27 protein-coding genes are annotated in these 25,917 nt (G+C 46.1%); 10 read left to right on the top strand and 17 right to left on the bottom strand.

What is annotated here, in order from left to right; all coding sequences use genetic code 11:
• Positions 1 to 14: 14 nt before the first annotated feature.
• Genes F0265_RS12070 through F0265_RS12050 form a run of 5 tightly spaced genes read right to left on the bottom strand, consistent with a single transcriptional unit; the run spans position 15 to position 5,849 of the window.
• On the bottom strand, positions 15 to 1,145 hold the full coding sequence (locus F0265_RS12070; protein ID WP_171749071.1) for an enoyl-CoA hydratase/isomerase family protein: 1,131 nt from the start codon (positions 1,143 to 1,145) through the stop codon (positions 15 to 17).
• 8 nt (positions 1,146 to 1,153) lie between these two features.
• Positions 1,154 to 1,942 (bottom strand): enoyl-CoA hydratase, encoded by a 789-nt coding sequence (locus F0265_RS12065; protein WP_021455857.1) that lies wholly within the window; start codon positions 1,940 to 1,942, stop codon positions 1,154 to 1,156.
• An 18-nt stretch (positions 1,943 to 1,960) separates the two neighbouring features.
• Positions 1,961 to 3,115, bottom strand: a complete 1,155-nt coding sequence (locus tag F0265_RS12060; protein ID WP_171749070.1) for an acyl-CoA dehydrogenase family protein — start codon at positions 3,113 to 3,115, stop codon at positions 1,961 to 1,963.
• Between the two features lie 11 nt (positions 3,116 to 3,126).
• Positions 3,127 to 4,620 carry a CoA-acylating methylmalonate-semialdehyde dehydrogenase gene (locus F0265_RS12055; RefSeq protein WP_064486228.1) on the bottom strand — a complete coding sequence of 498 codons (1,494 nt, stop codon included), beginning with the start codon at positions 4,618 to 4,620 and terminating at the stop codon, positions 3,127 to 3,129.
• A gap of 17 nt (positions 4,621 to 4,637) precedes the next feature.
• Positions 4,638 to 5,849 carry an acetyl-CoA C-acyltransferase gene (locus tag F0265_RS12050; protein ID WP_171749069.1) on the bottom strand — a complete coding sequence of 404 codons (1,212 nt, stop codon included), beginning with the start codon at positions 5,847 to 5,849 and terminating at the stop codon, positions 4,638 to 4,640.
• A gap of 254 nt (positions 5,850 to 6,103) precedes the next feature.
• On the opposite strand from F0265_RS12050, the gene F0265_RS12045 reads away from it, so the two are divergent.
• From F0265_RS12045 to F0265_RS12025, 5 genes are all read left to right on the top strand, one after another.
• Positions 6,104 to 6,481 (top strand): MerR family DNA-binding transcriptional regulator, encoded by a 378-nt coding sequence (locus F0265_RS12045; protein ID WP_031342232.1) that lies wholly within the window; start codon positions 6,104 to 6,106, stop codon positions 6,479 to 6,481.
• A gap of 68 nt (positions 6,482 to 6,549) precedes the next feature.
• On the top strand, positions 6,550 to 7,719 hold the full coding sequence (locus F0265_RS12040) for an isovaleryl-CoA dehydrogenase (protein ID WP_095664372.1): 1,170 nt from the start codon (positions 6,550 to 6,552) through the stop codon (positions 7,717 to 7,719).
• A gap of 10 nt (positions 7,720 to 7,729) precedes the next feature.
• Positions 7,730 to 9,334, top strand: a complete 1,605-nt coding sequence (locus tag F0265_RS12035; protein ID WP_019275778.1) for a carboxyl transferase domain-containing protein — start codon at positions 7,730 to 7,732, stop codon at positions 9,332 to 9,334.
• 9 nt (positions 9,335 to 9,343) lie between these two features.
• A complete protein-coding gene (locus F0265_RS12030; RefSeq protein WP_171749068.1) occupies positions 9,344 to 10,156 on the top strand; it encodes an enoyl-CoA hydratase/isomerase family protein in 813 nt (270 codons plus the stop codon).
• Positions 10,153 to 11,058 carry a hydroxymethylglutaryl-CoA lyase gene (locus tag F0265_RS12025; protein WP_171749067.1) on the top strand — a complete coding sequence of 302 codons (906 nt, stop codon included), beginning with the start codon at positions 10,153 to 10,155 and terminating at the stop codon, positions 11,056 to 11,058. The genes F0265_RS12030 and F0265_RS12025 overlap by 4 nt, the downstream gene beginning before the upstream one ends.
• On the opposite strand, the gene F0265_RS12020 is transcribed toward F0265_RS12025, so the two are convergent.
• From F0265_RS12020 to F0265_RS12005, 4 genes are all read right to left on the bottom strand, one after another.
• Positions 11,038 to 11,979, bottom strand: a complete 942-nt coding sequence (locus tag F0265_RS12020; protein ID WP_171749066.1) for an EamA family transporter — start codon at positions 11,977 to 11,979, stop codon at positions 11,038 to 11,040. The genes F0265_RS12025 and F0265_RS12020 overlap by 21 nt on opposite strands.
• 107 nt (positions 11,980 to 12,086) lie before the next feature.
• A complete protein-coding gene (locus F0265_RS12015) occupies positions 12,087 to 12,797 on the bottom strand; it encodes an AraC family transcriptional regulator (RefSeq protein WP_171749065.1) in 711 nt (236 codons plus the stop codon).
• Between the two features lie 10 nt (positions 12,798 to 12,807).
• Entirely contained in the window at positions 12,808 to 13,620 is an 813-nt protein-coding gene (locus F0265_RS12010; RefSeq protein ID WP_171749064.1) for an AraC family transcriptional regulator, read from the bottom strand.
• 16 nt (positions 13,621 to 13,636) lie between these two features.
• Positions 13,637 to 14,230: a LysE family translocator gene (locus F0265_RS12005; RefSeq protein WP_171749063.1), complete on the bottom strand. Its 594-nt coding sequence runs from the start codon at positions 14,228 to 14,230 to the stop codon at positions 13,637 to 13,639.
• Between the two features lie 290 nt (positions 14,231 to 14,520).
• Here F0265_RS12005 and F0265_RS12000 point away from each other — a divergent pair, with 290 nt between their 5' ends.
• A complete protein-coding gene (locus tag F0265_RS12000) occupies positions 14,521 to 14,964 on the top strand; it encodes a DoxX family protein (RefSeq protein WP_171749062.1) in 444 nt (147 codons plus the stop codon).
• Positions 14,965 to 14,988: 24 nt separating this feature from the next.
• Positions 14,989 to 15,684 carry a pirin family protein gene (locus F0265_RS11995; RefSeq protein WP_171749061.1) on the top strand — a complete coding sequence of 232 codons (696 nt, stop codon included), beginning with the start codon at positions 14,989 to 14,991 and terminating at the stop codon, positions 15,682 to 15,684.
• A gap of 64 nt (positions 15,685 to 15,748) precedes the next feature.
• On the opposite strand, the gene F0265_RS11990 is transcribed toward F0265_RS11995, so the two are convergent.
• The gene (locus F0265_RS11990) at positions 15,749 to 16,000 is read right to left on the bottom strand and encodes a hypothetical protein (protein ID WP_171749060.1); all 252 of its coding nucleotides are present in this window, start codon (positions 15,998 to 16,000) and stop codon (positions 15,749 to 15,751) included.
• A gap of 672 nt (positions 16,001 to 16,672) precedes the next feature.
• Between F0265_RS11990 and F0265_RS11985 the strand changes: the two genes are divergently transcribed.
• Positions 16,673 to 18,223, top strand: a complete 1,551-nt coding sequence (locus tag F0265_RS11985) for an alanine/glycine:cation symporter family protein (protein ID WP_171749059.1) — start codon at positions 16,673 to 16,675, stop codon at positions 18,221 to 18,223.
• Positions 18,224 to 18,272: 49 nt separating this feature from the next.
• Here the strand turns inward: F0265_RS11985 and F0265_RS11980 are convergent, their stop codons facing one another.
• A complete protein-coding gene (locus F0265_RS11980) occupies positions 18,273 to 19,163 on the bottom strand; it encodes a LysR family transcriptional regulator (RefSeq protein ID WP_171749058.1) in 891 nt (296 codons plus the stop codon).
• Positions 19,164 to 19,288: 125 nt separating this feature from the next.
• On the opposite strand from F0265_RS11980, the gene F0265_RS11975 reads away from it, so the two are divergent.
• Positions 19,289 to 19,927 carry an NAD(P)-dependent oxidoreductase gene (locus F0265_RS11975; RefSeq protein WP_171749057.1) on the top strand — a complete coding sequence of 213 codons (639 nt, stop codon included), beginning with the start codon at positions 19,289 to 19,291 and terminating at the stop codon, positions 19,925 to 19,927.
• 129 nt (positions 19,928 to 20,056) lie between these two features.
• Positions 20,057 to 20,317 (top strand): hypothetical protein, encoded by a 261-nt coding sequence (locus F0265_RS11970; RefSeq protein WP_171749056.1) that lies wholly within the window; start codon positions 20,057 to 20,059, stop codon positions 20,315 to 20,317.
• A gap of 49 nt (positions 20,318 to 20,366) precedes the next feature.
• Here F0265_RS11970 and F0265_RS11965 read toward each other — a convergent pair whose 3' ends face one another.
• The 6 genes from F0265_RS11965 to F0265_RS11940 form a co-directional block, all read right to left on the bottom strand.
• A complete protein-coding gene (locus F0265_RS11965) occupies positions 20,367 to 21,974 on the bottom strand; it encodes an EAL domain-containing protein (RefSeq protein ID WP_171749055.1) in 1,608 nt (535 codons plus the stop codon).
• A gap of 337 nt (positions 21,975 to 22,311) precedes the next feature.
• On the bottom strand, positions 22,312 to 23,007 hold the full coding sequence (locus F0265_RS11960) for a transporter substrate-binding domain-containing protein (protein ID WP_171749054.1): 696 nt from the start codon (positions 23,005 to 23,007) through the stop codon (positions 22,312 to 22,314).
• Between the two features lie 157 nt (positions 23,008 to 23,164).
• Positions 23,165 to 23,743, bottom strand: coding sequence for a type II secretion system protein (locus F0265_RS11955; protein ID WP_171749053.1), 579 nt, complete (start codon positions 23,741 to 23,743; stop codon positions 23,165 to 23,167).
• 78 nt (positions 23,744 to 23,821) lie between these two features.
• Positions 23,822 to 24,445 (bottom strand): transmembrane anchor protein, encoded by a 624-nt coding sequence (locus F0265_RS11950; protein ID WP_171749052.1) that lies wholly within the window; start codon positions 24,443 to 24,445, stop codon positions 23,822 to 23,824.
• A gap of 18 nt (positions 24,446 to 24,463) precedes the next feature.
• On the bottom strand, positions 24,464 to 25,207 hold the full coding sequence (locus F0265_RS11945) for a HupE/UreJ family protein (RefSeq protein ID WP_171749051.1): 744 nt from the start codon (positions 25,205 to 25,207) through the stop codon (positions 24,464 to 24,466).
• 52 nt (positions 25,208 to 25,259) lie between these two features.
• Positions 25,260 to 25,613 (bottom strand): hypothetical protein, encoded by a 354-nt coding sequence (locus F0265_RS11940; RefSeq protein WP_171749050.1) that lies wholly within the window; start codon positions 25,611 to 25,613, stop codon positions 25,260 to 25,262.
• Positions 25,614 to 25,917: the final 304 nt, after the last annotated feature.

Raw genomic sequence — 25,917 nt, 5'->3', positions numbered from 1 at the left:
CCTGCTCGTAGAGCTTAGTAATGGCCCAGTTGTGCCAGCGGGTGCGACTTTTCATCCCAAAGAGATGCAAACAAGGTATCAATCACGGCTTCATCGACATTATCGACACGGCTGAACTGCCATTTAGGCTCACCATCCTTATCAATCAGTCTGGCTCTGACGCCCTCTCGGAATTCCCCTAACAGCCCAGAACGTACCGAGAGATTCAATTCAAGACGGAAACAATCGGCTAATGACAGATCTTTGTATCGATTCAACTGCCTGAAACAAATATGGGATGTGATCGGGCTGCCTGAGGCATGATTTCTCTTCGCAACATCGAGCCACTTACTTTGCCCTTCCAGATCCAGAATGTTCTTACTTACTTCTACAACATTACTTGCGCTGCACGCACGTTGGATATCCTGCATAAAGGGTTGCATTTGCGGGTCTGGCTTGTGGCCGTTAACATTGTCACCGAATTCAACGAGCAAGTCAGTCACGGCTTCATAAGCGTCTTCCTGCTCGTTCCAGTACAGAGATAACAAGCGCTCAACCAGCGACTCTTTCTCTTCTGAGAGCACCATATGGTCAGCTAAATTTACATCAAGCGCATCGCTACCGTTGATCATAACTCCCGTTAAACCGAGGAATAGCCCCACCCCAGGTTCAAGCCGATTAAGGAACCACGTGGCCCCGACATCGGGATACAAGCCGATGCTCACTTCAGGCATGGCCAAGCGCGTTGATGGCGTCACCACTTTGTGGCTAGAGCCCATGTAAAGGCCCATTCCACCACCCATGATGATGCCTTCACCCCACGCGATAATTGGCTTGCAATAGGTGTGGATCAGATAGTCACATTCGTACTCAAGTTTGAAAAAAGTGGTACAAAACGCTTCGATTTCCTGACTGGATTGATCTCGCATGACATCATGCATGGTGCGTACGTCACCACCAGCACAGAACGCTTTCTCGCCTTGCCCTTCCAACAAGACACAAGCAATACTGTCGTCTTCTTGCCAGCTTTCGAGTTTCTCTTTGAGCAAAGCTAACATGTCATAGGTCAGGGCATTTAGTGAGGGCGCATTATCAAGAGTCGCCACACCAATCTTGGTATTCCCGTCCTGGCATGGCAGCTCTTTAAAATGAACGGTTGCTGTCATAGTGCCTCCTAGCCATTTTTCCATTGAGGTTGACGTTTTTCTAGGAACGCGTTGACACCTTCTGTTTGATCTTGAGTGTCAAACAACTGAATAAACAGTTCACGTTCCTTCATCAAACCGTGTGCTAGTGGGCTCGTCCTTGTGTTTTGTATCAATGATTTACAAGCCGTGACCGAAGACGGAGATTGATTTGCCACCATTTCTGCAAGGCTAATTGCCGCATCAAGAGCATTCCCTTTACTGACAACCTCTTCAACCAGCTTGATGTTGAGTGCTTTTGCCGCATCAATCTGTTCACCGCACAAGATAACGCGTTTCGCCCACCCTTCACCGACAAGCGCCGTCAGGTTTTGCGTACCACCAGCACAAGGCAATAGGCCAACTTTGGCTTCTGGAAGTGCCATAACCGCCTGTTCTTCCGCAATTCGAATGTCACACGCTAATGCCACTTCCAGGCCGCCCCCCATCGCGTAGCCATTAATGGCGGCAATAGACACACCACGGAATGCAGATAAGGTTTCAAATGCCTCACCAAACAAGCGCGACATATCTACTGCGACCGATTTGTCACCATCAGCAAACAATTTAAGGTCAGCACCGGCAGAGAAGAACTTCTCACCCTGTCCGGTAATAACTAAGGCGTAAACGTCTTTGTTCTCATTAAGATCTAAGACGAGTTGCTTCAATTGAGCCAGACTTTGTGCCGTCCACGTATTCGCTGGAGGGTTGTTCATGGTAACGACTGCGACATGGTTGCGAATCGTATGTTGAATGGTACTTCCTTCTGAATGATTCATCGTTGAGCATCCTTTCGATTAGAGTAGTTGAGAGCCTTCAGCTAGCATTCGACGCGCGATGATCAATCGCATGATTTCATTGGTACCTTCAAGGATCTGGTGAACACGCACATCGCGGAAATGACGCTCCATCGGGTACTCTTTGATATAGCCGTAGCCACCGTATAACTGAAGTGCCTGGTCACAAATCTTAAAACCGACATCCGTCGCAAATCGTTTCGCCATCGCACAATATGCCGTGGCTTCTGGGTCCTGATTGTCCAATTTGCTTGCCGCGAGGCGCACTATTTGTCTGGCCGCGACCAGCTCTGTCACCATGTCGGCTAACCTGAACTGTAGCCCCTGAAACTGAGCCAGTTCTTTGCCAAACTGTTTGCGCTCTTTGACGTATTGCATCGCCTCATTCAATGCCTGCTGCGCTGTACCTATTGAACAAGTCGCGATATTAATACGCCCTCCATCCAGCCCTTTCATTGCGAAAGTAAAGCCTTCTCCTTCTTTCCCTAACAAGTACTTTTCAGGTACCACAACGTTGTCAAACGTGATGGCACGTGTCGGTTGACTGTTCCATCCCATTTTGGGCTCTTTACGCCCGTAGCTGATACCTTCCGCATCCGCAGGAATGACAAAAGCAGAAATACCTTTTGCTGAGCTATCGCCTGTACGCGCCATCACGACTAACACTTCCGTGTCACCAGCGCCGGAGATAAAGGTTTTACCGCCATTGATGATGTACTCATCGCCCTGCTTTTTCGCAGAGGTTGTCAATGAAGCGGCGTCAGATCCCGCGTTCGGCTCTGTTAGGCAATATGAACCAAGCCAATCGCCAGTGATCAGCTTTGGACAAAACTCTTCTTTAGCTTCCTCAGTGGCAAAACTGGCGATCATCCAGGTCACCATGTTGTGAATGGTCATGAATGCCGTGGTGGAGGTGCAGCCCATCGCCAGTTGCTCGAAGATGATTGAGGAATCAAGACGGCTCAGCTGCAAGCCCCCCTGATCTTCCGGCGTATACAGGCTGAGAAAACCTAATTCACCTGCAGCTTTAAGTACATCTTTTGGAAACAGCTGCTTTTCATCCCACTCTGCTGCCTTCGGCGCTAGTTCATCCATCGCAAACTGCTGAGCGGTTTCAGCAAATGCACGTTGGTCTTCATTCAGTTCAAAATCCATTTGTCCTCCCGTTATCGCAGTTGAATGGTTAGGTTTGGCCCTGTCGGGATATCATCATCAAACCAGCGCGACGTAACGGTTTTGGTTTCGGTATAGAATCGAACCGCTTGCTTGCCATAAGCATGCAGGTCACCATAGAAACTGCCACGCCACCCAGTGAATGAGAAGAACGGCAAAGGCACAGGAATCGGGACATTGATGCCCACTTGACCAACTTGAATTTCATGTTGGTATTTACGCGCAGCCGCGCCATTTGCGGTGAAAATCGATGTTCCGTTGCCATAAGGGTTGTTGTTGATGAGTTCGATCGCCTCTTCTAGCGTCTCGACTTCCAGACAAACTAATACAGGACCAAAGATTTCCTGTTCATAGACCGACATATCAGTCGTCACACCTGTGAACAAGGTTGGGCCCAGCCAGTTCCCTTCCGGCATGCCTTCAACATGACACTGAGTACCGTCTAGTTCACACACAGCCCCTTGCGCTTTGCCTTCTTCAATCAAGCTCACCACGCGATTCTTAGCTTCTTTGCTGATCAATGGGCCGTACGCTGCGTTACCATCATCCCATGCACCCGGAGTCATCTTCGCCATTTCAGTCTTGAGATCATCGACCCACTCTTTCGAGCTGCCAACGAACACGGCAACTGAAATTGCCATACATCGTTGGCCGGCCGCGCCAATTGAGCTGCCGACCAAGTTGCTAATCACCTGCGCTTTATTGGCGTCTGGCATCACAACCATATGGTTTTTCGCACCGGCAAACGCCTGAACACGTTTATTGAAGTTGGTGCCCGTCTGATAGATGTACTGAGCAACAGGCACGGAGCCAACGAATGACACCGCGCGAATTAAAGGGTGAACCAACAGTTTATCGACCTGATTCTTACGGCCATGAACAACCTGAAGAACACCTTTTGGCGCACCAGCCTGTTCAAATAGCTCAGCCAAACGCATCGCAGTAAGCGGCACTTGCTCAGAAGGTTTAAGAACGAAGGTATTACCTGCGGCGATTGCCAGTGGGAACATCCACAAGGGAATCATGGCTGGGAAGTTAAACGGTGTGATACCACAGCATACCCCAAGCGGTTGAATCATCGAGTAAGTATCAATTTCTGTCGCAACATTTTCGACGGTTTCACCCATCATATTGCTGGCGATGTTTGCAGCTTGTTCAACCACTTCAATACCGCGCCAAACATCACCTTTCGCATCGATGGTGATTTTGCCGGTTTCTTTTGAAAGAAGCTCCGCTAGCTCATCATGGTGCTCTTTAAGTAAGTGCTGATAACGCAGCATCAAGCGAGCTCGCTCCGATACTGCAACTTCCTTCCATGATTTGAACACTTCAGCGGCATTTTGAATCGCTTGCTCCATTTCCTGTTCAGTCGCACAAGGAAGTTTGGCAATGACTTCACTGGTTGCCGGATTGGTCACCTCGACCCATTCATTGGTCTGTGACTGGCAGAACTCACCGCCAATAAATAAGGGAACTGACTGAGTCATAATGATGTCCTTTTCTTTTATAGTGGGATCTCAATACCCATTGCGGTTGCTTCACCGCCACCAATACAGAGTGATGCAACACCTCGCACCACGCGTTTGTTGTTCTGATTTCCATCTGTGCCCAAAGCTTGCAACTGACGAAGGCTATGGATCAGCGTGACAAGTATCCTTGCGCCACTGGCGCCAATGGGATGGCCCAACGCGCACGCGCCGCCTTTCACGTTGACTTTCTCACTATCGAGGCTGAGCTGTTTGACCGCGATCTGCGTCACCACAGCAAAAGCTTCATTGATTTCCCATAAATCCACTTCGTCCACCGCCCAATCTAGCTGTGATAGAAGCTGCTCGATCGCGTAAACAGGTGCTAATGTGAATTCAGCAGGAATACGGGCATGCGTTGCATGACCTTTGATAATGGCTAGAGGTTCCACCCCCTGTTGCTTGGCCGTCTGCGCGTCCATCACCACCAGAGCGGCAGCACCGTCGGATATTGCGCTGGAGTTGGCCGCAGTAATGGAGCCATCTTTGGCAAATGCAGGCCTTAACTGAGGAATTTTTTCGGGTTTGATTGAGCGTGGTTGCTCATCATAATCAAGCGGAGGATCTTTCTTGAGGGCAACAGGGACGATTTCATCGGCAAACAACGCCTGCTGCTGCGCTTCAATCGCACGGTTAACCGACAAGGTCGCCCATTCGTCCATTTGCTCTCGGGTAAATTCAAGCTTATCGGCAATCTGCTGACCGAAAACGCCCATGAGTTCACCTTCATACGCGTCCTGCAGACCATCTAGAAACATGTGGTCGTAGGTCGATTTATGACCCATACGCATCCCAGAACGTGACTCTTTAAGCAGATACGGCGCATTAGTCATGCTCTCCATACCCCCTGCAACAATGCAATTGGCACTGCCCGCCCGAATAAGATCGTTTGCCAGCATCACCGCTTTCATACCGGAGCCACAAACTTTATTGATGGTCGTACAACCTACCGCTTTCGGTAGGTCAGCCCCTAGAGCCGCTTGTCTCGCTGGCGCTTGCCCACAACCTGCGGGCAACACACAGCCCATATACACTTCATCGACTAAATCTGGCGATAAAGATTGCTCTTCCATTGCCGCCTTTATCGCGACCGCCCCTAGCTTGGGTGAAGAATATTCAGAAAGCATGCCCTGAAAACGCCCCATTGGCGTTCTCTTCGCTGCAACTATCCAAATCTCTTTCTCTTGCATTGCCTGCTCCTCACAAGATTGTTGAGTAACGGCTTTACTACCTCAGCGACTACAAAGCAGCTTAATTCACGACGCCGCTTTCACTTTTCAAAGCCATTTGTTTTTTGCACGGTTATTTTCTTGACGTTTACGTAAGCATAGCACTAACATTTACGTTAACGTAAAGAAACACATTCACAACCTGTAAAATCTTTTTTACCGTCGTAGTGGAAAGTGTGATTGTCTATCACCTAGCAGTTGGGGAGTTTCATCTGGTGGAAACATACAAAATCAGCGAGCTCGCTAAAGAGTTTGATATCACAACAAGAAGTATCCGCTTTTACGAAGATATGGGCCTAATTCAACCTGATCGCAAAGGCAGTATGCGGATTTATCAGCGTAGAGACAGGGTTCGTCTTAAGTTGATTTTACGAGGGAAGCGACTCGGTTTTTCGTTAGCCGAGATTCGCGACTTGTTAGAGCTTTACGATACTAATCAAATAGATACCCAGTTGATTAAGATGCTCAAGATCATTGATGAGAAGGAAGCAGTACTCAAACGTCAACGTGAGGACATCACCATTGTTCTTGACGATTTGAATACTGCTCGTCAGCGATGTGAAGAAGCGTTACAGCGTTCAAAAGCCAGCTAAGCGCCTCACGAGACATCATTAATCTGCCAGGGATCGTAACCAGCAATAACCGCTGAATCGGAGGCGATATGATATCTCAGTACACCCCCCTCAACTTTGGGCTCGATGAGTCTGTGAACATGTTGCGGGAACACGTGAATGCTTTTGCCCGCGAGCACATTGCACCTATCGCGGCCAAAGTGGACGAGGAAAATCAATTCCCGAACCACTTGTGGTCACTGATGGGTGAAATGGGCTTGCTTGGCGTGACCATAGACGAACAATATGGTGGCGCTGCAATGGGCTATTTAGCACACGTGGTAGCCATGGAAGAGATAAGCCGTGCTTCTGCTTCTGTAGCACTTAGTTACGGTGCTCACTCTAACCTATGTGTGAATCAGATTTTCCGTAACGGAAACGCTGAGCAACGAGAAAAATACCTACCTAAATTAATTGATGGCTCCTACATTGGTGCGCTAGCAATGAGTGAACCCAATGCAGGTTCAGACGTTGTCAGCATGCAGCTCAAAGCCGAATTAAACGGCGATCATTATGTGCTGAACGGCACTAAAATGTGGATCACCAACGGCCCTGATGCAGACGTACTCGTCGTTTATGCCAAAACCGACCCTAGCGCGGCTTCACGAGGTATCACCGCTTTCATCATCGAACGTGATTTTGAAGGATTCAGTCACGCTCAAAAGCTCGACAAACTCGGTATGCGAGGCTCGAACACCTGTGAGCTGGTTTTCAACAACTGCAAAGTACCCGTTGAAAACGTACTTGGTGAAGTGAATCAAGGCGTCAAAGTCTTAATGAGTGGCTTAGATTACGAGCGTGTGGTACTTGCCGCTGGCCCACTAGGCATCATGCAGGCTTGCTTAGATCTTGTCGTCCCTTACGTTCATGACCGTAAGCAATTTGGTCAGTCCATTGGTGAATTCCAGTTAGTTCAAGCCAAAGTGGCGGATATGTACACTCGTGCCAACGCGGCACGCGCTTATGTCTATACCGTTGCCGCTGCCTGCGACCGCGGTGAAACGACAAGAAAAGATGCCGCTGGCGCGATTCTTTACAGTGCTGAATTAGCAACACAGCTTGCACTCGATGCCATCCAGTTGCTAGGCGGTAATGGATATATCAATGAATTCCCTGCCGGCCGGTTATTAAGAGACGCCAAACTCTATGAAATTGGCGCGGGTACTTCCGAAATTCGCAGGATGCTTATCGGGCGTGAACTGTTTGAAGAGTCACGCTAACGAGGATGTTATGGCAATCATAAAAACTAAAATCAAAACCGACTCTCCCCTGTTCACTAAAAATCAGCAAGCGATGAGTGGACTGGTCGAAAAATTGAACGCAGATGTTGAATCCATCAAACAAGGTGGTGGCGCTAGGGCTGTCGAAAGACAGCGAAAGAAAGGCAAACTTCCGGTACGCGAACGTATTGACCTTCTGCTCGATCAAGGATCAGACTTTTTGGAAGTCGGTCAGTTCGCTGCATGGAATGTTTATGAAGAATCAATCCCTTGTGCAGGTGTCGTCGCAGGTATCGGCAAGATCAAAGGGGTTACCTGTATGGTGCTGGCCAACGACCCATCAGTCAAAGGTGGTACCTACTACCCACTGACAGTAAAAAAACACCTAAGAGCACAAGAAATCGCTGAACGCTGCCACTTGCCATGTGTTTATCTAGTCGATTCGGGTGGTGCGAACTTACCTCACCAAGCTGAGGTGTTCCCAGACAAAGACCATTTCGGGCGTATTTTCTTTAATCAAGCACGCATGTCCGCCAAAGGCATACCACAAATAGCGGTTGTTCTTGGGCCTTGTACCGCGGGGGGCGCTTATATTCCGGCGATGGCAGACGTCTCCGTTATCGTGAAAAAACAAGGCACCATTTTCCTTGCCGGGCCTCCTCTCGTTAAGGCTGCCACAGGTGAAATCGTGACTGACGAAGAACTCGGCGGCGCGGATGTTCACTGCCGTAAATCAGGGGTAGCAGACTACTACGCAGAAAATGAGCAACAAGCTTTCCATATGGCGCGAGAAGCACTTGCAAGCAGCAACCAAGAACCTGTGATACCGCAGACGGAAAAGGTGTTGCCACCACGTCTACCCGCTGAAGATATCTACGGCATCGTCAATGCCGATCTGCGCTTGTCTTTCGATGTAAGAGAAGTGATTGCGCGCATTGTTGATGATTCCGACTTCGATGAATTTAAAGCCCTGTTTGGCACAACACTAGTGTGTGGCTTTGCTCGTATCGAGGGCAAACTGATTGGTATTGTCGCCAACAACGGCATCTTGTTTGCGGAATCAGCGCAGAAAGGCGCCCACTTTATCGAGTTGTGTGCCAAGCGAAAAATTCCATTGCTGTTCCTACAGAACATTACGGGATTCATGGTTGGCAAAAAAGTTGAGGAAGGTGGCATCGCCAAACATGGCGCCAAACTCGTCATGGCAGTGGCTTGTGCTGATGTGCCTAAATTCACCATCATCATTGGCGGCTCGTACGGAGCGGGCAACTACGGAATGTGTGGGCGAGCTTACGAACCAACGATGATGTGGATGTGGCCTAACGCTCGCATCTCTGTAATGGGCGGTGAGCAAGCAGCTGGCGTACTAACTCAAGTGAAGCGTGAAGTCCTGAAACGCCAAGGGGAACCTTGGTCAGAGATGGAAGAAGGCCAGTTCAGACAGACCATCGTTGATCAGTATGAAGAACAAGGCCACCCATACTACGCCAGTGCTCGCCTCTGGGATGATGGCATCATCGATCCGAAAGAAACCCGACATGTTCTCGCCCAAGCGCTCACCGCGACTGAACATGCTCCGATGCCAGATAGCCATTTCGGTATCTTTAGAATGTAGGAGCATGACATGACCACTTTGAAAGATACCGACTACCTCACTTGCAGCGTCGATGCATTCGGCGTTGCCAATCTGTCACTTAACCGGCCAGACAAACACAATGCGTTCAACGCTCAGGTTATCGAGCAGTTGATAGAATCGATTAACTCACTGGCACAGAGGTCGGACGTTAGATGCTTGATGTTACGTGGTAACGGAAAACATTTCTCCGCAGGCGCTGATCTTGGCTGGATGCAGTCAATGGCAGATAAAAGCGAACAGGAAAATCAGGAAGATGCGTCAAGACTTGCTCAGTTGATGCGCTGCTTGGATAACTTCCCTCACCCTACTCTCGCTGTTGTTCATGGCTGCGCGTTTGGTGGAGCTCTGGGGCTCATCTGCTGCTGTGATGTCGCGATTGCTGATCATAGCGCCTTGTTCTGTCTCAGCGAAGTAAAGCTAGGACTTGTTCCAGCGACCATCGGGCCCTATGTGAACCGCGCGATTGGTGCGCGCCAGTCTAGGCGTTACATGCTGACTGCTGAACGTTTTGACGCTAACAAAGCGCTTGAGATTGGTTTGATTCATGAAGCTGTCGAAGCCAGCAAACTGGAGAAAACCGTCACTGAAATAGTAAATCAGTGGCAGCTTAATAGCCCTGCTGCGCTTACGCAAACCAAAGCTCTGATTCGAGAGTGTGATTCTCAGGTGCTTGACGATGCTTTAATTGAATACACCAGTCAATTAATCGCAAAAGTCCGAGTGTCTGAGCAAGGGCAAGAAGGTCTTAAGGCCTTCTTCGATAAGCGACCACCAAATTGGGCGATGGGAGGCCGTGAATGACGACGACCTCGTTACTACCAGAGTCAGTCAAGATAGTTGAAGTAGGTCCTCGCGACGGTTTGCAAAATGAGCAAGCCGTTTCAACCGAGGCAAAAGTCGCGCTAATCAACCAACTCTCTTCTTGCGGACTCACCCACATCGAAGCCGGATCGTTCGTCTCACCAAAGTGGGTGCCACAAATGGCGGACTCGTTAGAAGTCATGTCCAAAATTACTCGCGCGCCGAATGTTACGTACGCCGCTTTAACACCCAACATAAGAGGGTTTGAGCAGGCACTCGACGCCAACGCCAGCGAAGTTGCGGTATTCACATCCTCTTCAGAAGGCTTTTGCCACAAGAACATCAACTGTTCTATAGAAGAAAGCCTTGAACGATTTCGCCCAGTGGTGGCTCAAGCAAAAGACAAAGGCATTCCGGTTAGAGGTTACTTATCCTGTATCGTCGATTGCCCTTATGACGGTCCAACCGAACCCAGTCAGGTCGCTAAGGTTGCTCAAGCACTGCTTGATCTTGGTTGCTATGAAGTGTCTCTTGGAGACACGATTGGTACAGGTACGCCAGTACGAGTTGCGAACATGCTCGACGCGGTTTTTGAGAAAGTGCCTTCACAACAGGTCGCCGTTCATTTTCATGACACTTGGGGGCAAGCGCTTGCCAATATATACCAAGCCCTTCAAATGGGCGTACGTGTTGTAGATAGCAGCGTAGCAGGTTTAGGGGGATGCCCTTATGCAGCAGGCGCTTCTGGTAACGTTGCGACCGAAGATGTGGTTTATCTTTGCCAAGGTTTAGGTATTGAAACGGGCGTGGATCTAAATCGTCTCGCCCAAGCCGGATGGGAAATCAGCGACGCCTTAGGGCGCCAGCCGACTTCCAAAGTTTCACTGGCTTTGCGTAGCTAACAAACTCTCTCTATTTTTGGGCTGATAGGATTGAAGTAACAAGCAAACCATTATCAGCCCAATTCCTCCCCACCCCGACATGCCAATATGCTCTCCGACTACAACTACGGCAAATACTGCTGCTACAGCAGGCTCAAACAACGTCAACAAACTCGCTTTGCTGGCAGACACTGTTTTTAACCCATAACCAAAGCAGACATAGCCAAGAAACATTGGAACAAACGCCATGTACAGGGCGACGGATGTATTTATAGGTGTCACAAACAAATTACCACCAGTAAAAAACAATGAAGGTAACAGCAATAGTGAACCCAGCCCGAAAATACTCCCCATCGCAGATTTGGAATGTACGCCTTCAGTGATGAGCATTTTGGCTGCCCACGCGTAAGTGGCATAGGTGAAACCCGCAAGCAACCCGAGCGCTATTCCTATGTATTTTATGTGTTGAATATCAGTTTGTGTGGAAGTTGATGTCTCTGATAGAGTCAGTAAAAAGATACCAGTTGCGCCCACGATAAGGCTTATCACCCAGCGAGTATCGATTGACTTTTCTTTGCCAAACAGGCACTCCAGAAGTGCTACGAAGAATGGCGCACTCGCGATAGACACTACCGTTCCAATTGCCACGCCCGCCATTCTCATCGAGCTATAAAACGCGAGAGGGTAAACGGCCAAAGCAAGTGCTCCAGTCAACAAAATAGCTTTATTGGATTTCAATATGCGCCGATCTTTTCTGATCGTATTACAAGCAAACAGAGCCAGTAGAAGTCCACCCACACCCATAGAAAAAGCACCAATAGCCAACGGGCTTATATCAGGCGCATACGTGGCTGCCGTACCAGTCGTCCCCCACAATAAAGAAGCGAACAGGATGACCAAAACTCCAAGGTGTTCATTGTGTGTTTTTAGCGTCTGACTCATAGCTGTACTCTTTGTGTTTATCATTTTGATAAGCACAGCTTAAATAAGCGAAGCGCATTTAACTTTGCAGAAAAGACACTTTACTTGATTTTATAGACTCAATTTCATCAACCGCGTAGCTCTCGGGGAGAAAGCCCAAATGATGATGAAAAACGTCGGCTAAAGGCTGACAGGTCAGCGTACCCTACTCTCTCTGCAATGAGCTGAACTGGGATATCTGTGTGCGTAAGTAGTGCCTTGGCTTTTTCCATTCTTTGTTTAGTCACGTATTGGAGGACACTTAATCCAGTAGATTGTTTAAAGATCTTTTTAAACTGCGTCGGGCTCAAACAGGCGACCTTAGCCAAGTTATCAACCGTGATCTCTTTTGAAAGGTCTTCCTCAATATGATGCAGCACCGCTCTAACCCTATGATCAAGTTGCTGCCCGGCCTGCTGCTCCGCCAAAAGCTTCATAAACATGTCGACCATTGGCTCTTCGATGGAAGGGGTTACCCGATGCTGAAGCTGAGATTCAACAAATGTTAGGTAGGACTGAAGTGGTGAAGAAATCGGAAAAACCAGAGTATCCATATCCAACAAATTCTCTGGCAAGGTGTTTAAATCAGCGACAATGAAACGCGCCGCTTCTTTAGCGCGGAAATGGTGAAAAGTATTGGCTTGTATCACCACACATTCACCGACCGACACTTTTCCTTGGTAACCTTCCAACTCAATAATGATGGTACCCAAAATAGGAAGCACAAGTTGGTGATGCTCATGAGCGTGGCCTCTACGTTGGCGAGTATAGGCTCGAATAGTGAGATTGTTTTCCAACATCGGACTGGATTCACTCCACAAAGTGAGACTGATAAAACTTAGGTGTCACAGCAAGTTTCTTTTTGAAATGTCGCTGAAAATGCGCCTGATCTGAGAAACCCAGGTTATTGGCAACATCAACGATGCCTTCCCCGGACTTGAGCATCACTTTCGCTCGCTTGATTTTCTCATCCATTAGATAAGCGTACGGCGGCAACCCATAGTGGTCCTTGAAAGCACGTAAAAGCTGATATCGGCTCATTCCCGCCTCCTCGGCTAGCTCTTCTAAGGAATGAGAGTTACTCAGTTCATCCATTAACTTCTCGCGCACCACCACAAGACTCGACAAACCGGTCTTTGCCATCGGTTTAACTCTCTGTCGAGAACTAAGCTCAATAAAATCATACAAACAAGATTGAGCTAACAACACATTTTCTTCGCTCTGAAGGGCGGAAAAAAGTGCCAAATACCGTTGCTGAAATTCCGGATGACGCTCTAAATCCTTCTCAAAAGCTAAGTAGTCATATTGTTGATTCGAACTCATTTCTCGCTGAATTTCTCCCATCTCCAACGCATCAACAAACAACATACTATAGGACCAAGTACCTTGGTGTGGATTACACGAGTGAATATCTGCAGGGTTAATAGTAACGATATCCCCCTGACCAATCTGATGTGTATTGCGCCGATTTCGGTAATCTGCACGGCCCTGATTGATAATGCCAAATGAAAATTCATCATGGGAGTGCGCGTCATAACATGCCGTCGACTGATTGGCGACACGCAACTCGATCCATGGAAGAACCGTACTCTGCTTGAAGCTCGCACTTTTATCTTTCTTCATTCTCTCACCATCGTATTCAGAGCCAAATCATCACGACAGACACGCATAGCATCATTGCCATGAATCTATTAAATTGGCGATGAGCTCGTGGATTTGCAAGTCGATTCGCTAAAACACGGCCAATCATCGCCCATATACCAACACCGATCACACAGACTAATAATGAAACCAGAGTAAATAGCCATAAGGAATATTGTTCATTTTCCTGCCCTATTACGTAAAGACTTACGCCGGACATCGCGACCAACCATGCCTTGGGGTTGAGTATTTGAGTCAAACATCCAGTCACCCAGCCTGAACTTTGCCCTTGCTGGACAGCGACACCTTGTACCGGCGCTACAAAGATTTGGTAAGCAAGGTAAAACAAGAAGCTACTGCCGATTAACTGCATCCAAAACTCAAGCTTGGGTAACGTTGAAGCCAGCGTTTGCATCATCTGCCCAGTACCAAACACGACAGCAGCATACGCTATCGATGCGCCCAGAACGTGCTTTGACGCTGCCCTTAATCCGTCATTTACCGCAGTGGTTGTCGCCAATAAATTCACTGGGCCAGGTGTCACGGCTCCAACGAATGCAAACACCACCATCGCCAATATCAAATTTTCCATCTCGTATCTCCTCTTTTTCACCAAGATAACGACTAGGAGAAAAACAGTATTGAACGATATTGCAGAACATCGAATACCGTTAGCATTGCGGTAACCAATCCAATCTTGTCAAAATCCCCTAGATTTTGAATCTCCCCTCTCTCACAACACACTCATTCAAATATTTCGAACGAGTATGTTAGTTTTCTCCGATTTTTTCTCACCTCATCAGCACCTAAACTTAGTTTCAATCATTGAGGGAGAGGCATAAGCCCCCTATTGCTGAATTTGGAAAATTTGAGGATGACACGATGAAAGCTCTACTGAAAACACTGACAGAATCAAAAGCAGGTTACAGCGCGCTGGCACTACGTATTCCCGTTGGGATTATTTTTATGGTGCATGGCGCACAAAAACTATTTGGCTGGTTTGGTGGTTATGGGCTGGAAGGGACTGGTCAGTGGATGGCATCTATAGGTCTAGGGCCTGGTGTTCTAATGGCATTGTTAGCGGGCAGTGCTGAGTTCTTTGGTGGTCTTTTCATTTTGCTTGGCCTTCTTACACGTCCGGCTTCCATTGCTCTTGCATTTACTATGCTCGTTGCCATTTTCTCAGTTCACTTTGAGAATGGACTTTTCATGTCAAACAACGGCTATGAGTTTGGCCTAGCACTTATGGCAGCGAGTGTTTCACTAGCATTATCAGGTTCGGGCAAAGCAGCTGTTGACCAATTCATCGCAAAGAAATTCGCTTAACAACGAACATTGGAGGGCAATCTTATGATTACAGTTAGACACTCAGATGATCGTGGCGGCGCAAGTTTTGGCTGGCTGGATAGTAAACATACGTTTTCCTTTGGTGATTACTATGATCCAAAACACATGGGATTTTCTGCTTTACGAGTGATTAATGACGATATCGTTCAGCCAAGTGCTGGGTTTACCACACACGGTCACAGAGATATGGAAATCATCAGCTATGTGTTGGAAGGCGCCATCGAGCACAAAGACAGCGAAGGCAATATTCAAACCTTGCCTGCTGGAGAATTCCAGCTAATGTCCGCTGGCCGTGGAATTTATCATAGCGAGTACAACGCGTCTGACTCCGAAACTCTACGATTTCTACAGATTTGGATTCAACCAAATACGTTCGGTAATCAACCTGGCTATCAGCAGAAAGACTTTGGTAAAGCCGAGGGGTTAACGCCTATCGCAACACCCGATGGTCGAAATGGCACCCTGCATATAAAGCAGGATGCCTCTCTTCAACAGTTGATTTTGACTGCTGGTCAACACATTGACTATGAGATTACACAAGGCAGAAATGTCTACATCCATCAAGTAGAAGGACAATTGACCGTCGACAGTACCGTACTGCACTCAGGTGACGGAGCAAAAGTTGAGGCGACCACATCGGTTTCTTTCAAAAACTCGGGAGATGCACCAGTTACTGCTCTAATATTTGACTTACCTTAACAATTTGATCGAGCCTCAGAGCGAGCTAACCTTCTCTGAGGCTTAAAAATTCTCTACCCTCAGCTTATACAACGGCAGATTGGGAGATAAGCTTCAACATAAGCGCCTCTCTTCGAAGCTCAAGGATATCTTCAATGATTCGCTCTTTTGCATTGAGACCAAAGTGTTCGGCGTAATTCTTAATCGTATCCACTTCATGCTTTTCCAGCTTATACACATTACGCTTTAAATACGCTTCAGCTTCGCTTTTGATCAATCCGTTATCTTGCAGGTTCTTGATGATTACATCATCTAGCTCACTCAACTTTCTTGTCATTTTCTTCTGCTTTTAGTTACAAACTACGTACATCATTCCAAAAACAAAGCTCGAAATGACATCCGGACTGAAAAGTACCGAGAGACTATGACAAAAAGGTGACAGTGCGAGACTCTAAAGCAAATCACTTCATATTTTGATGTAGTTTTGTGCAGACAGCCTTATTAGAGCCCCAACAAGAACAATTTGAAATGCCATATCATGCCCTCTTGTTACGTTAACGAGAGAGAATTTTGATGACCAAATAGTGAGTTAGATACGTGAACTATGTGGAGTAGTAAGATTATCGTATAAACGCGATGAATCAATATTCACCATAAGAGTATAAATCATCACAAATCACTTCCAATGGGCCTTAACGCAAATTTGTCTGCTGTTCAAACTTTAATCACACAGTTTTATATTTTGGCCTTCAATACAGTATGAACGACCACATGGAAAACTAAAATATCGTCAATAGTTCCACCTTTTATCAAAAAAGCAGTTGAGAAGTTCAATTTACCCTTCTGGAGTTAGCGAATATCAGAATTGTTTGCTGGATCAAGTTTTCCGTCAAAGATGTTGCGGACCTATTTATAAAATGAATAATACCAAATTGTTACACACATGTAACAAACACAGCATCTATATAAATAATATTCATATAAACCATAATGCATAGGCAGGAAAAGCATGACAAAGCGTATATCGCTTGCCGTTTTGGCAAGTCTTTTTGCGGGTAGCGCTGCGGCATCCAACTTGGATGACAAAATCAACGAAGTCGTTGCACCTATCGTCAACCCATTTGTAGGCATGATCTTCTCGACCATTCCTTTCCCTTTTACAGACGTACAGGTGCCTTGGATCGTTCTTTGGTTGGTTATTGCAGCAAGCTTCTTTACCTTTTACCTTGGCTTCATCAACTTCCGTGGGTTCAAACACGCAGTTCAATTAGTCTCCGGTAAATTCTCAGATCCAAAAGCCAAAGAAGATGGCGAGGTATCTCACTTTCAAGCACTGACTACGGCTCTGTCTGGTACGGTTGGTCTTGGTAACATCGCTGGTGTTGCGGTCGCTGTTTCTATTGGTGGCGCAGGTGCAACATTCTGGATGATCCTTGCTGGTCTTCTGGGTATGTCGAGTAAGTTCGTAGAGTGTGCTCTCGGTGTGAAATATCGTAACACCAACCCAGACGGCTCTGTTTCAGGTGGTCCTATGTACTACCTAAGCAAAGGTCTAGCTAAACGCGGTAACGCTGCATTTGGCCGTACTCTCGCTGTTCTGTTCTCTGTGTTTGCGATCGGTGGTTCTCTTGGTGGCGGTAACATGTTCCAAGCTAACCAAGCGTTCAAGCAGGTAGTCGGTGTAACAGGTGGCGACGCTTCATTCTTCGCTGATAAAGGCTGGTTGTTTGGTCTTATCCTGGCCGTCATTGTTGGTATTGTTATCATCGGTGGTATCAAGTCTATCGCTAAAGTTACTGAGAAAGTCGTACCTTTCATGGCGTCTATTTACGTCGGTGCTGCTCTTATTATCATCTTGATGAACTTTGATCGCATTGATGACGCTTTTGGCGCTATCTTTAACGGTGCATTCACGGGTGAAGGTATCGCTGGTGGTGTAATTGGCGTACTTATCCAAGGCTTCAAACGTGCAGCATTCTCGAACGAAGCAGGTGTCGGTTCTGCAGCCATCGCTCACGCTGCGGTGAAAACGAAAGAACCAATGTCTGAAGGTTTCGTTTCTCTACTAGAACCGTTCATCGATACCGTTGTAATTTGTACTATGACAGCCCTAGTTATCATCATCACAGGTCACCTAGATACAGACACAGGCCTAGCGGGTGTTGAACTGACTTCAGCAGCATTTGGTAGCGCAATCGGCTGGTTCCCTTACATTCTTGCTATTGCCGTTGTTCTATTTGCTTTCTCTACAATGATCTCTTGGTCTTACTACGGTCTTAAAGCTTGGACTTACCTGTTTGGTGAGAGCAAAACAGCGGAGCTTATCTTCAAGGTTAAATTCTGTATCTTCGTTGTGATTGGTGCAGCAATGAACCTAGGTCCTGTTATCGACTTCTCTGATGCGATGATCTTCGCGATGGCACTAGTGAACATTATTGGTCTGTACATTCTGGTTCCAGAAGTGAAACGCGATCTAGCTGATTACCTAGAACGATTCAATGCGGGTAAAGTGTACAAAGTTCAGCAGAAGCAATCTCAGACTGAAGCGGTTGAGCAGTAAGTAATCTCAGCCTCTAAGAAATTCAAGCCCGGCACTTTCGCCGGGCTTTTTATTTTCGTTTTATGTCCTCTTGCCAACATTCAACCAGATAGTCGATAAACTGTCGTACAAGGGGCTGCTGATAGCTTCGCGACAAATACACTGCCCATAGCGCATAACTTGGATAGTGATAGTCATTTAGAATGGAGATCAACTCCCCTTTCTCTATTAATGGGTTGGCTAAGTCGCACGGTAACCGAATCACTCCCTTTCCATTAACCGCGACCCTCACTAAAGTACTCAGATCGTTCGCTCTAACATTGCCCGATACTGCAACATCCACCGTTTTATTGTCTTTAACGAACAACCAGTTTTTGGCATTTAAATGTGTTAAACAGTTGTGGCCTGCTAACTCTTCGGCGTGTTTAGGTTCTCCAAATTCGGTTAGATACTCCCGCGATGCGCATATGGCCGTATCAATTGCCATTAACCTTCGAGCAATTAGGTTGTCCGCTGGTTTATCAGTGAAGCGCAATGCAACATCCACTCTCTCATCCACCAGCTCTGAGTTTTGATCGGAAGCCAATATATCGATTACAACTTGTGGATGGCGTGACACAAAATTTTGGACTCTATCGATTAGCAGATTCTGTGCAAACCCAATCGGTGAAGCCACCCTAATGGTTCCCGCTAAAGCCTCTTTACCATTCATTGAGTCTAATTCTAGTGCCGCAGCTTCATCTAAAATGCGCTGGCACCGAACAAACGCCTGCTCACCAGCGTGAGTTAAACTGACCTTTCTCGTCGTGCGATGAAGCAAACGCTGTTGAAGCCAGTTCTCGATCTCCTGTACATGTCGAGACACCTGCAACCGGCTGATATCTAGTGATTCCGCTGCCTTGGTAAAGCTCTTAGCATTCGCGACTTCAACAAAACTTCTTATTGCGACTAAGCGATCCATACGCCACCATTAGTAACTTTTATTGATACAATGTGTATCACATACGCTCATTTATCGCTAGATATGTATCTATTAGACTGCATTTGTTGTTACGAAATACTGAATTACTGACAGGAGATATGAAGATGAAAATTGCAGTTTTAGGTGCATCAGGTTGGATCGGTAGCCACATCGTGAATGAAGCAAAAGCACGTGGACATGAGGTTATCGCTTTAGTAAGAAACCCAGCTGGCTTCGAAATAGAGAATGTTGAAGCACGACAGTTTGATTTACTGGACCAAAATTCTGATATCACTGCCGCAGTTGATGGTGCCGAAGTGGTGATCTCTTCCATTGGCGGACGAGCGGCGGGCAATCACGACATCGTAGCGAAAACCGCAGAAACTCTGTTGACGCAATTGCCTCAATCTACTGCTTCTCGACTACTTTGGGTCGGTGGCGCAGGTTCTCTGGAAGTTGCACCAGGAGTTAAGCTTGTGACAATTCCAGAATTTCCTGACGAGTATAAGCCTGAAGCGGTCGCTATGGGTGAAGCATTAGAAGTATTTCGCTCTCTAGAAAGTACCATCAATTGGACCTTCGTTAGCCCTGCAGCGGATATTTTCCCCGGCGAGAAACAAGCACCTTACCGCATAGGCGGTGACATGTTGTTAACCGATAGCGACGGCAACAGCCGTATCTCTGTCGCTGACTACGCCGTTGCTATGATAGATGAACTTGAGTCAGGCAAGCACGCCAACCAGCGTATTGGTGTCGCGTACTAAGTAAAAAGGAGCCTAAATGGCTCCTTTCTGATTTCTAAACATTAATCGACTATCTACTGATCTAGGTCATATATCCAGAATAATGAAGATGTTAGCTTTCTGCGATCACACTACGGAAGCAACAAATCTATGAACCACATAGAAACAACAAATATAACAGAAGAATCGATCCTAAAAGCAGTCACTAAAGTCGAGAACATCCATAAAGTACGACTGGACAGCTTTAAGCAATATCTTCACAACCACAGCTCAGAAGTTATCGACTCATTAAAAACGATTACAACCTTTTCTTCACTCGATGAGAAATATCTGCGCATTGATAAGGATTTCACCCAATTTTCCGATAAATCAACGCATTTACTCGAAGTCTCTCTTTTGCTTGGCTCATAAATGGGGATTCAATACCATTCAATCTTAAAACAACAAAGAATAGTCACCCTCAATTTTCCAATACAGCGTTGGAAGCAAACTCCAGCCCGCTCATCTTAATGTTGCTGATGTATTTGAGATACTCAACAACTTCATCTTCTGGAAGCGGGCGAGAAAACAAGAAGCCTTGAATGTAGAGAAAGCCCATATCTAATAGAATCTGCAATTGAATGTCCGTTTCTACACCTTCAACTATCACGGTCATGTTGCGGCTTCTTGCAAGGTTGAGCATCGATTCAAGGACAGGCTTCGTCGTCTGTTGCTTATCAAGATTCTTCACAAACACGCGATCAATCTTCATGATTTCAAACGGCAGTTGACTGACAAAATTCAAACCAGAGTAACCCGTTCCGAAATCATCAACAGCAATCCGGATACCAGCACGACAGAGCTCCTGAATATGGTTCTTGGCGAGTTCTAATTCCTCATCGGTATATTCACCATTCTCAGTAATTTCAAACACCAGTTTCTTTAGTACATGCGGATGGGCTTTCTGGAACTGCTTAACGATACGAATCAGTCTCGGCGCAATTAATGTTTTACGGCTTATGTTAATGCTAACGTATTTGCCGATTAAAACATTTTCATTTTTAGCAATAAAATCAACAACCTGATTAAACACGTAATAGGTCAAGCGATTGATCAAATTGAGCTTTTCAGCTAAGGGGATGAATATGCCGGGCGACACGAAGCCTCGCTTAGGATCATTCCAACGTAGTAACGCTTCACACCCTATTGCCTTGTGACTGTCCGCATCAATTATGGGTTGATAATAACATTCGAAATACCCTCGATTCAGTGCATCTACAAGGGAAAACTCCAAGCTATTTTTGGCGATACGTCGTTTGCTAGAAAAAGAATAAGAAACGATAACGACACTAGAAACTAACAGAAACACCCAATATTTATCGAAAATGTAAGATAGATAATACGCATGACCAACTTGGGATTTTAACGCAAACGGAAAACGTTCCCCCTTGTACTCGCTCAGGCCAAAAACCTCTGAATCTAATGAAGTCATTGGAGATTTGTTGTTTACCAGTTGCCCGCTTACCCAAAGATCAAAACCAATTCCTTGAGGAGCAAAATTCTGTTCAATTAACTCGAAAAGATAGCTAGGCGGAATCAAAATACTGACGCCACGCTGTTGATCGTCCAAGAACAATAAACCGATGGAGTTAAGACGGTTTATCGCTGCTTTAAAATAGGCCACTGTTTGATGAAGCGGTAAAGATTGAAGCTCTTGATAGATATGCGGATAGAGATTAAACGATACCTTACCTTTGTTGGTCGCACAGAAGAACTGCCCACCCTCCCTAAAGACCGCGACCTCCTTCGCCATATGCGTTTCAAACACAGACTGTCGCATATCAACTAACAGCACGTCACAGCTTTCAGCCAGCTTGTTGTCTTTCGCTAAATAATTAAAGTCACCTCTAATTCGATCGAAGTGTGTTTCAATTTCTCTGGCTGCTTGCTTGGTGGAAGAATCTAAGTGAAGATTGGCACAAACGATGAGAACCACAGCCAATACTACATTAAATAGACAGAGTAATAATATTGAAAACAAGCGCTTACGAGGTACATTAATACTGTTCAGCCATGCCATCGCACTCATTTTTCAAACACCCTTTATTGCTCCAGTTCATATTGATATCTTTATTAAAATCATTCTTCGAAGCGCTGTAATTCAACGCCACATGAAAGCATTCAATATAGCTATTTGTTTTTGTTACTAATTAATATTAAGAATAATTTCGAAATGTAACAAAAGTAAGACGTCCAGACACCCTGACATCTTGGTTACGTGATAGTAGTCTCATTATAAATTGAGACTCCGCTCCATTTGAAAGCCGTAAAGATCGTTCGGTTCACGTTGCTGGTGTGAACCCGATCTTTGTTTAAACAGTGTATGTGACTCGTTGGGGCGAAGATTGTAGTTACTCATTAAGAGATCAGCGTAATCGTCTAATCGCTTGATTTAGGCGTTGCATAAATTCAGGATGATCTTCGAGGAAGCGTTTCGAGATATACAGACCAAACTCTTTTTCTTCTTCAAGGATAATTCCATAACCGCTCAAGTTACTGAAGTTATGAAGGAAAACGACCTCAGCCACTAAGATGGCATCGACTACTTTAATGTCTAGCTTTTCGATTAGACCGTAGATATGGGTCGCTGGGGGGACCATTTGATAACCTTGATTTTCTAACCAATAAGCAGTGTTGGTATTGAGTAAACTGGTGACTTTCGCTTGGCTCCTAAAAGCTGAATCATGAGGGGCAAACCTTTCGATATCTTCACTACGAACTATCCAAACCCAACGATTGCTCATTACTGGCTCTGAAAATACCGCGTACTTGTCACGCTCTTCATTCTGTGACGCCATAAAGAAGCCATCTGAACGCTGTTTTCTCAACTCAGACAAAGCTCTACCGTGGTTTGATGAAACGGTCACCGTGTATTCCACGCCTATCGACGACAAAATCGGTAGGACCTTATCAATGCCAATACCCGTCGGTTTACCCTGTTCATCTGTGGTCGTATAAGGTGGGAAATCAGGGAGGAAGAAATGCATATTGTATGCAGCGTAGACCTTGGCATTTGCACAAATGAAAACCAAAACGGAGATAAGTAACGGCTTTATCATCATTGGGCTTGAGCGTCTCTTGATAGTTTTATCTAAGTATAGGTAGAGAATCTCTTTACGTTGTTTCGATAGGTTATACAGTGATGAAGCTCAAACTGAAGCTTGTGCTTCAACACCAATATCAGGTTCGAACAGACAGATGACATCTTCAATTAGAAGGTTATGGCAGCTTATATTCTTCACCTGTCATGCATACAATCCAAACCAGACTTCCACCGTTGTATCTGATAATTCCCGTCGAGTCGATGTCTTTTACGCTTGGAACACCGTCGATTTCTTCGTTAATACCTTTCGCGACTTCCTCTGGCACACTCCAGATGCACGCGGCTATTTTGCATGATGTCGAGTTTTCGTTGCAGCCTTCGGGCGTACTCCCTTTATTCCATTCTGTATCTTCTTTCACCAGTAATTGAGCAGCTATGTATTCTGGATGGCTGACGTACTGCTCAAACCCAAACCAATCATTGCTGTATGGTAAGTACGGCCCATTCCAGCCTTCTATACCGGGATCTTCGATTAAATCGTCAATCGCCAAATAACCGTATTCGACATTCGTATCTGACGTAATTTCAAGCGCTCTCCCGGTATCTAACTGATACTGTTTGGCAGCGTTGAGCATTGCTTTCAGCTCACGAGTGACCTGCTCCTGCTCGGTGTTACCATCGTCGCTGGCTCCAACTGGTATCGAAACAGAACCAAGTAGCAATGCGAAAACAAGGTAGATAATTTTAGCGTTCATGTTAGTTTCTTTATGCGAATTAATAGACAGGATGATACAGCCTCCATGGCATATTCCACCACAGAGGCTGTCACTTAATTAAAGTACACGTTTCATCTGCCCGTATTCACCACTCGTTCGTAAAATCACCATTACGGTGCTGTCATTACGATTACGGAAAAACCAGCCGTGATTACCGGTAAAAGCAGCCACCAGCTCCCCTTCATCTTCAGGAACGCCTCGACCTTTCTCATAGCTGATTGAGTTTCCGTTCCCATCTCCATGAGTATCAAAATTGACCGGCCCACCCTTCGACGTCCAGGCGAACGTCGCAGTTTTCCCTTCTTCCATGGTGAGTTTTACTTCGGCTCCTTGACCTGGTTTTAATGAGATCATGATTTTGTCTTTCCATTCTGGTGCTGAAGGGGCCTCTTCCACGGTTTCTGGTTGTGGTTGAGCAACAGGCTTGGCCGCTGCGAGTGTTGAGGCGACTTCACTTCTGGCTTGATCTTCAGCGGCCTCCTGAGCAAGCTGCTCTTTGATCTCTCCCATTTCCGTTAACCCAAGTAAACGGCCCGCACCTGTTGGGTCGATGGCGTACTCTGCTGGCAGCACCACTGTAATGAGTACGGCAACAGCAGCCACAAGGGCGATAAGTGTGGAGCAAACGAGCTGTTTATTCGATGGCAAATCAGCGCGCGATGGTATTTCTGAGTTATACATGAATCTTTCCTTTTCTTGTTACTGAGCGACAACATAGCCCGTGAGCTGATAGCCAATGAGCATAAAACCTAAGCTCATCATAATGACGTTGGCTGAATAAGCCTGACGATAAAAGAACGATTGTCGACGCCAAAAGCCCATAACAATTAAAATGATGCCAAGCGCGATAAGTTGCCCGATTTCAACACCAATATTGAAAGCCAAAAGGTTAGGCAACAGCCCATCTGGTGAGATGTCATAGTCGATAATTTTTGAAGACAACCCAAAACCGTGGCAAAAGCCAAACAATAGTGTCGCGAGTTTTGTGTTTGGCTGAACGCCAAACCAGCGCTGGAAAGCCCCTAGATTATCCATCGCTTTATAAACAACAGACAGTCCGATGATGGCATCAATGATGTAGCTATTGATACCGATATTGAAGTACACCCCAAGTAGCATGGTTGACGAATGCCCTAAGGCAAACAAACTGACGTAAAGGGCGATATCTTTCATTTTGTATAGAAAGAAAATCACACCAAATAGAAACAAAACATGGTCGTAGCCTGTCACCATGTGTTTTGCTCCTAGGTAGATGAAGGCAATAATATTAGTGCCTGTAATTTCCTGAATGTAGCCTTTGTCTCCTTGCGCTACGGCATGAGCCAACGCTTCGCTGCTCATAAGCATCAAGAAAGCAAGGATGACAACGGCAATTCCACGACGAAGGTGTTTTCCTGATGGTGCAAGGAAAACACTTTCTTCGCGTGAAGAAAGTAAGTTCATAAATAACTCCATTGTTTAAATCTGTAATAAGCCGCGAACACTGCGGCTCCTATCAAACAAACAATTGAGTTCTTGGGGGGCGTTCTATCTTAAAAGGGCTTCGGATAGGTAAACCATGAGCTTGCCTATTAATATCGGCTTCTCTCAGATGCGAAAAAACAATCAGACTTGCATCTTTGATGTCCGCTTTATCATGGGAATGGCTGCTTGCATCGTGCTGGGATGTAAGGTCGGTTTCTATAGCACTTACAGGGTGATGGGCAGAGTGCGTGTGATGATGTTTCGTTACAACGACAGAAGTAAGCCCGTGAGAGCGAAACTCACCAATCGTAGAGGCCGTCATACCCATAGCAACAACGAGTAGCATTAGCAGGCTAATAATTTGTGTTAACGCTTTTGAGTGCATAGATCGTCGCTACAGTATGGATACGCTTAGTAAAAGTTTAAATCGAGAAATTCGAGAGTTCGTCATTGTTATAATATAACAAGGTGGGAATATCAACCGTTGTTCAGGTACCTAACCTACCCATAGTGTTCAGAACAGCAATCAAATACAGATTCTAAATCAAGATGACGTCATTCTACATTCAGTAACAGTATCAAGTTAATTAGATCTTGATTCAAAATTTAATGCTTGATGCATCACTTCAACATTAGACGAAAATATAAGCACTCAGGTTGAATCGCTCTTCCATTTAGATATTCCAATC

The organism is Vibrio sp. RE88, from assembly GCF_013113835.1.
Lineage (GTDB): Bacteria > Pseudomonadota > Gammaproteobacteria > Enterobacterales > Vibrionaceae > Vibrio.
Note: the sequence above shows the minus strand (reverse complement) of the source record. Positions and strands in the feature narration are given on the sequence as shown.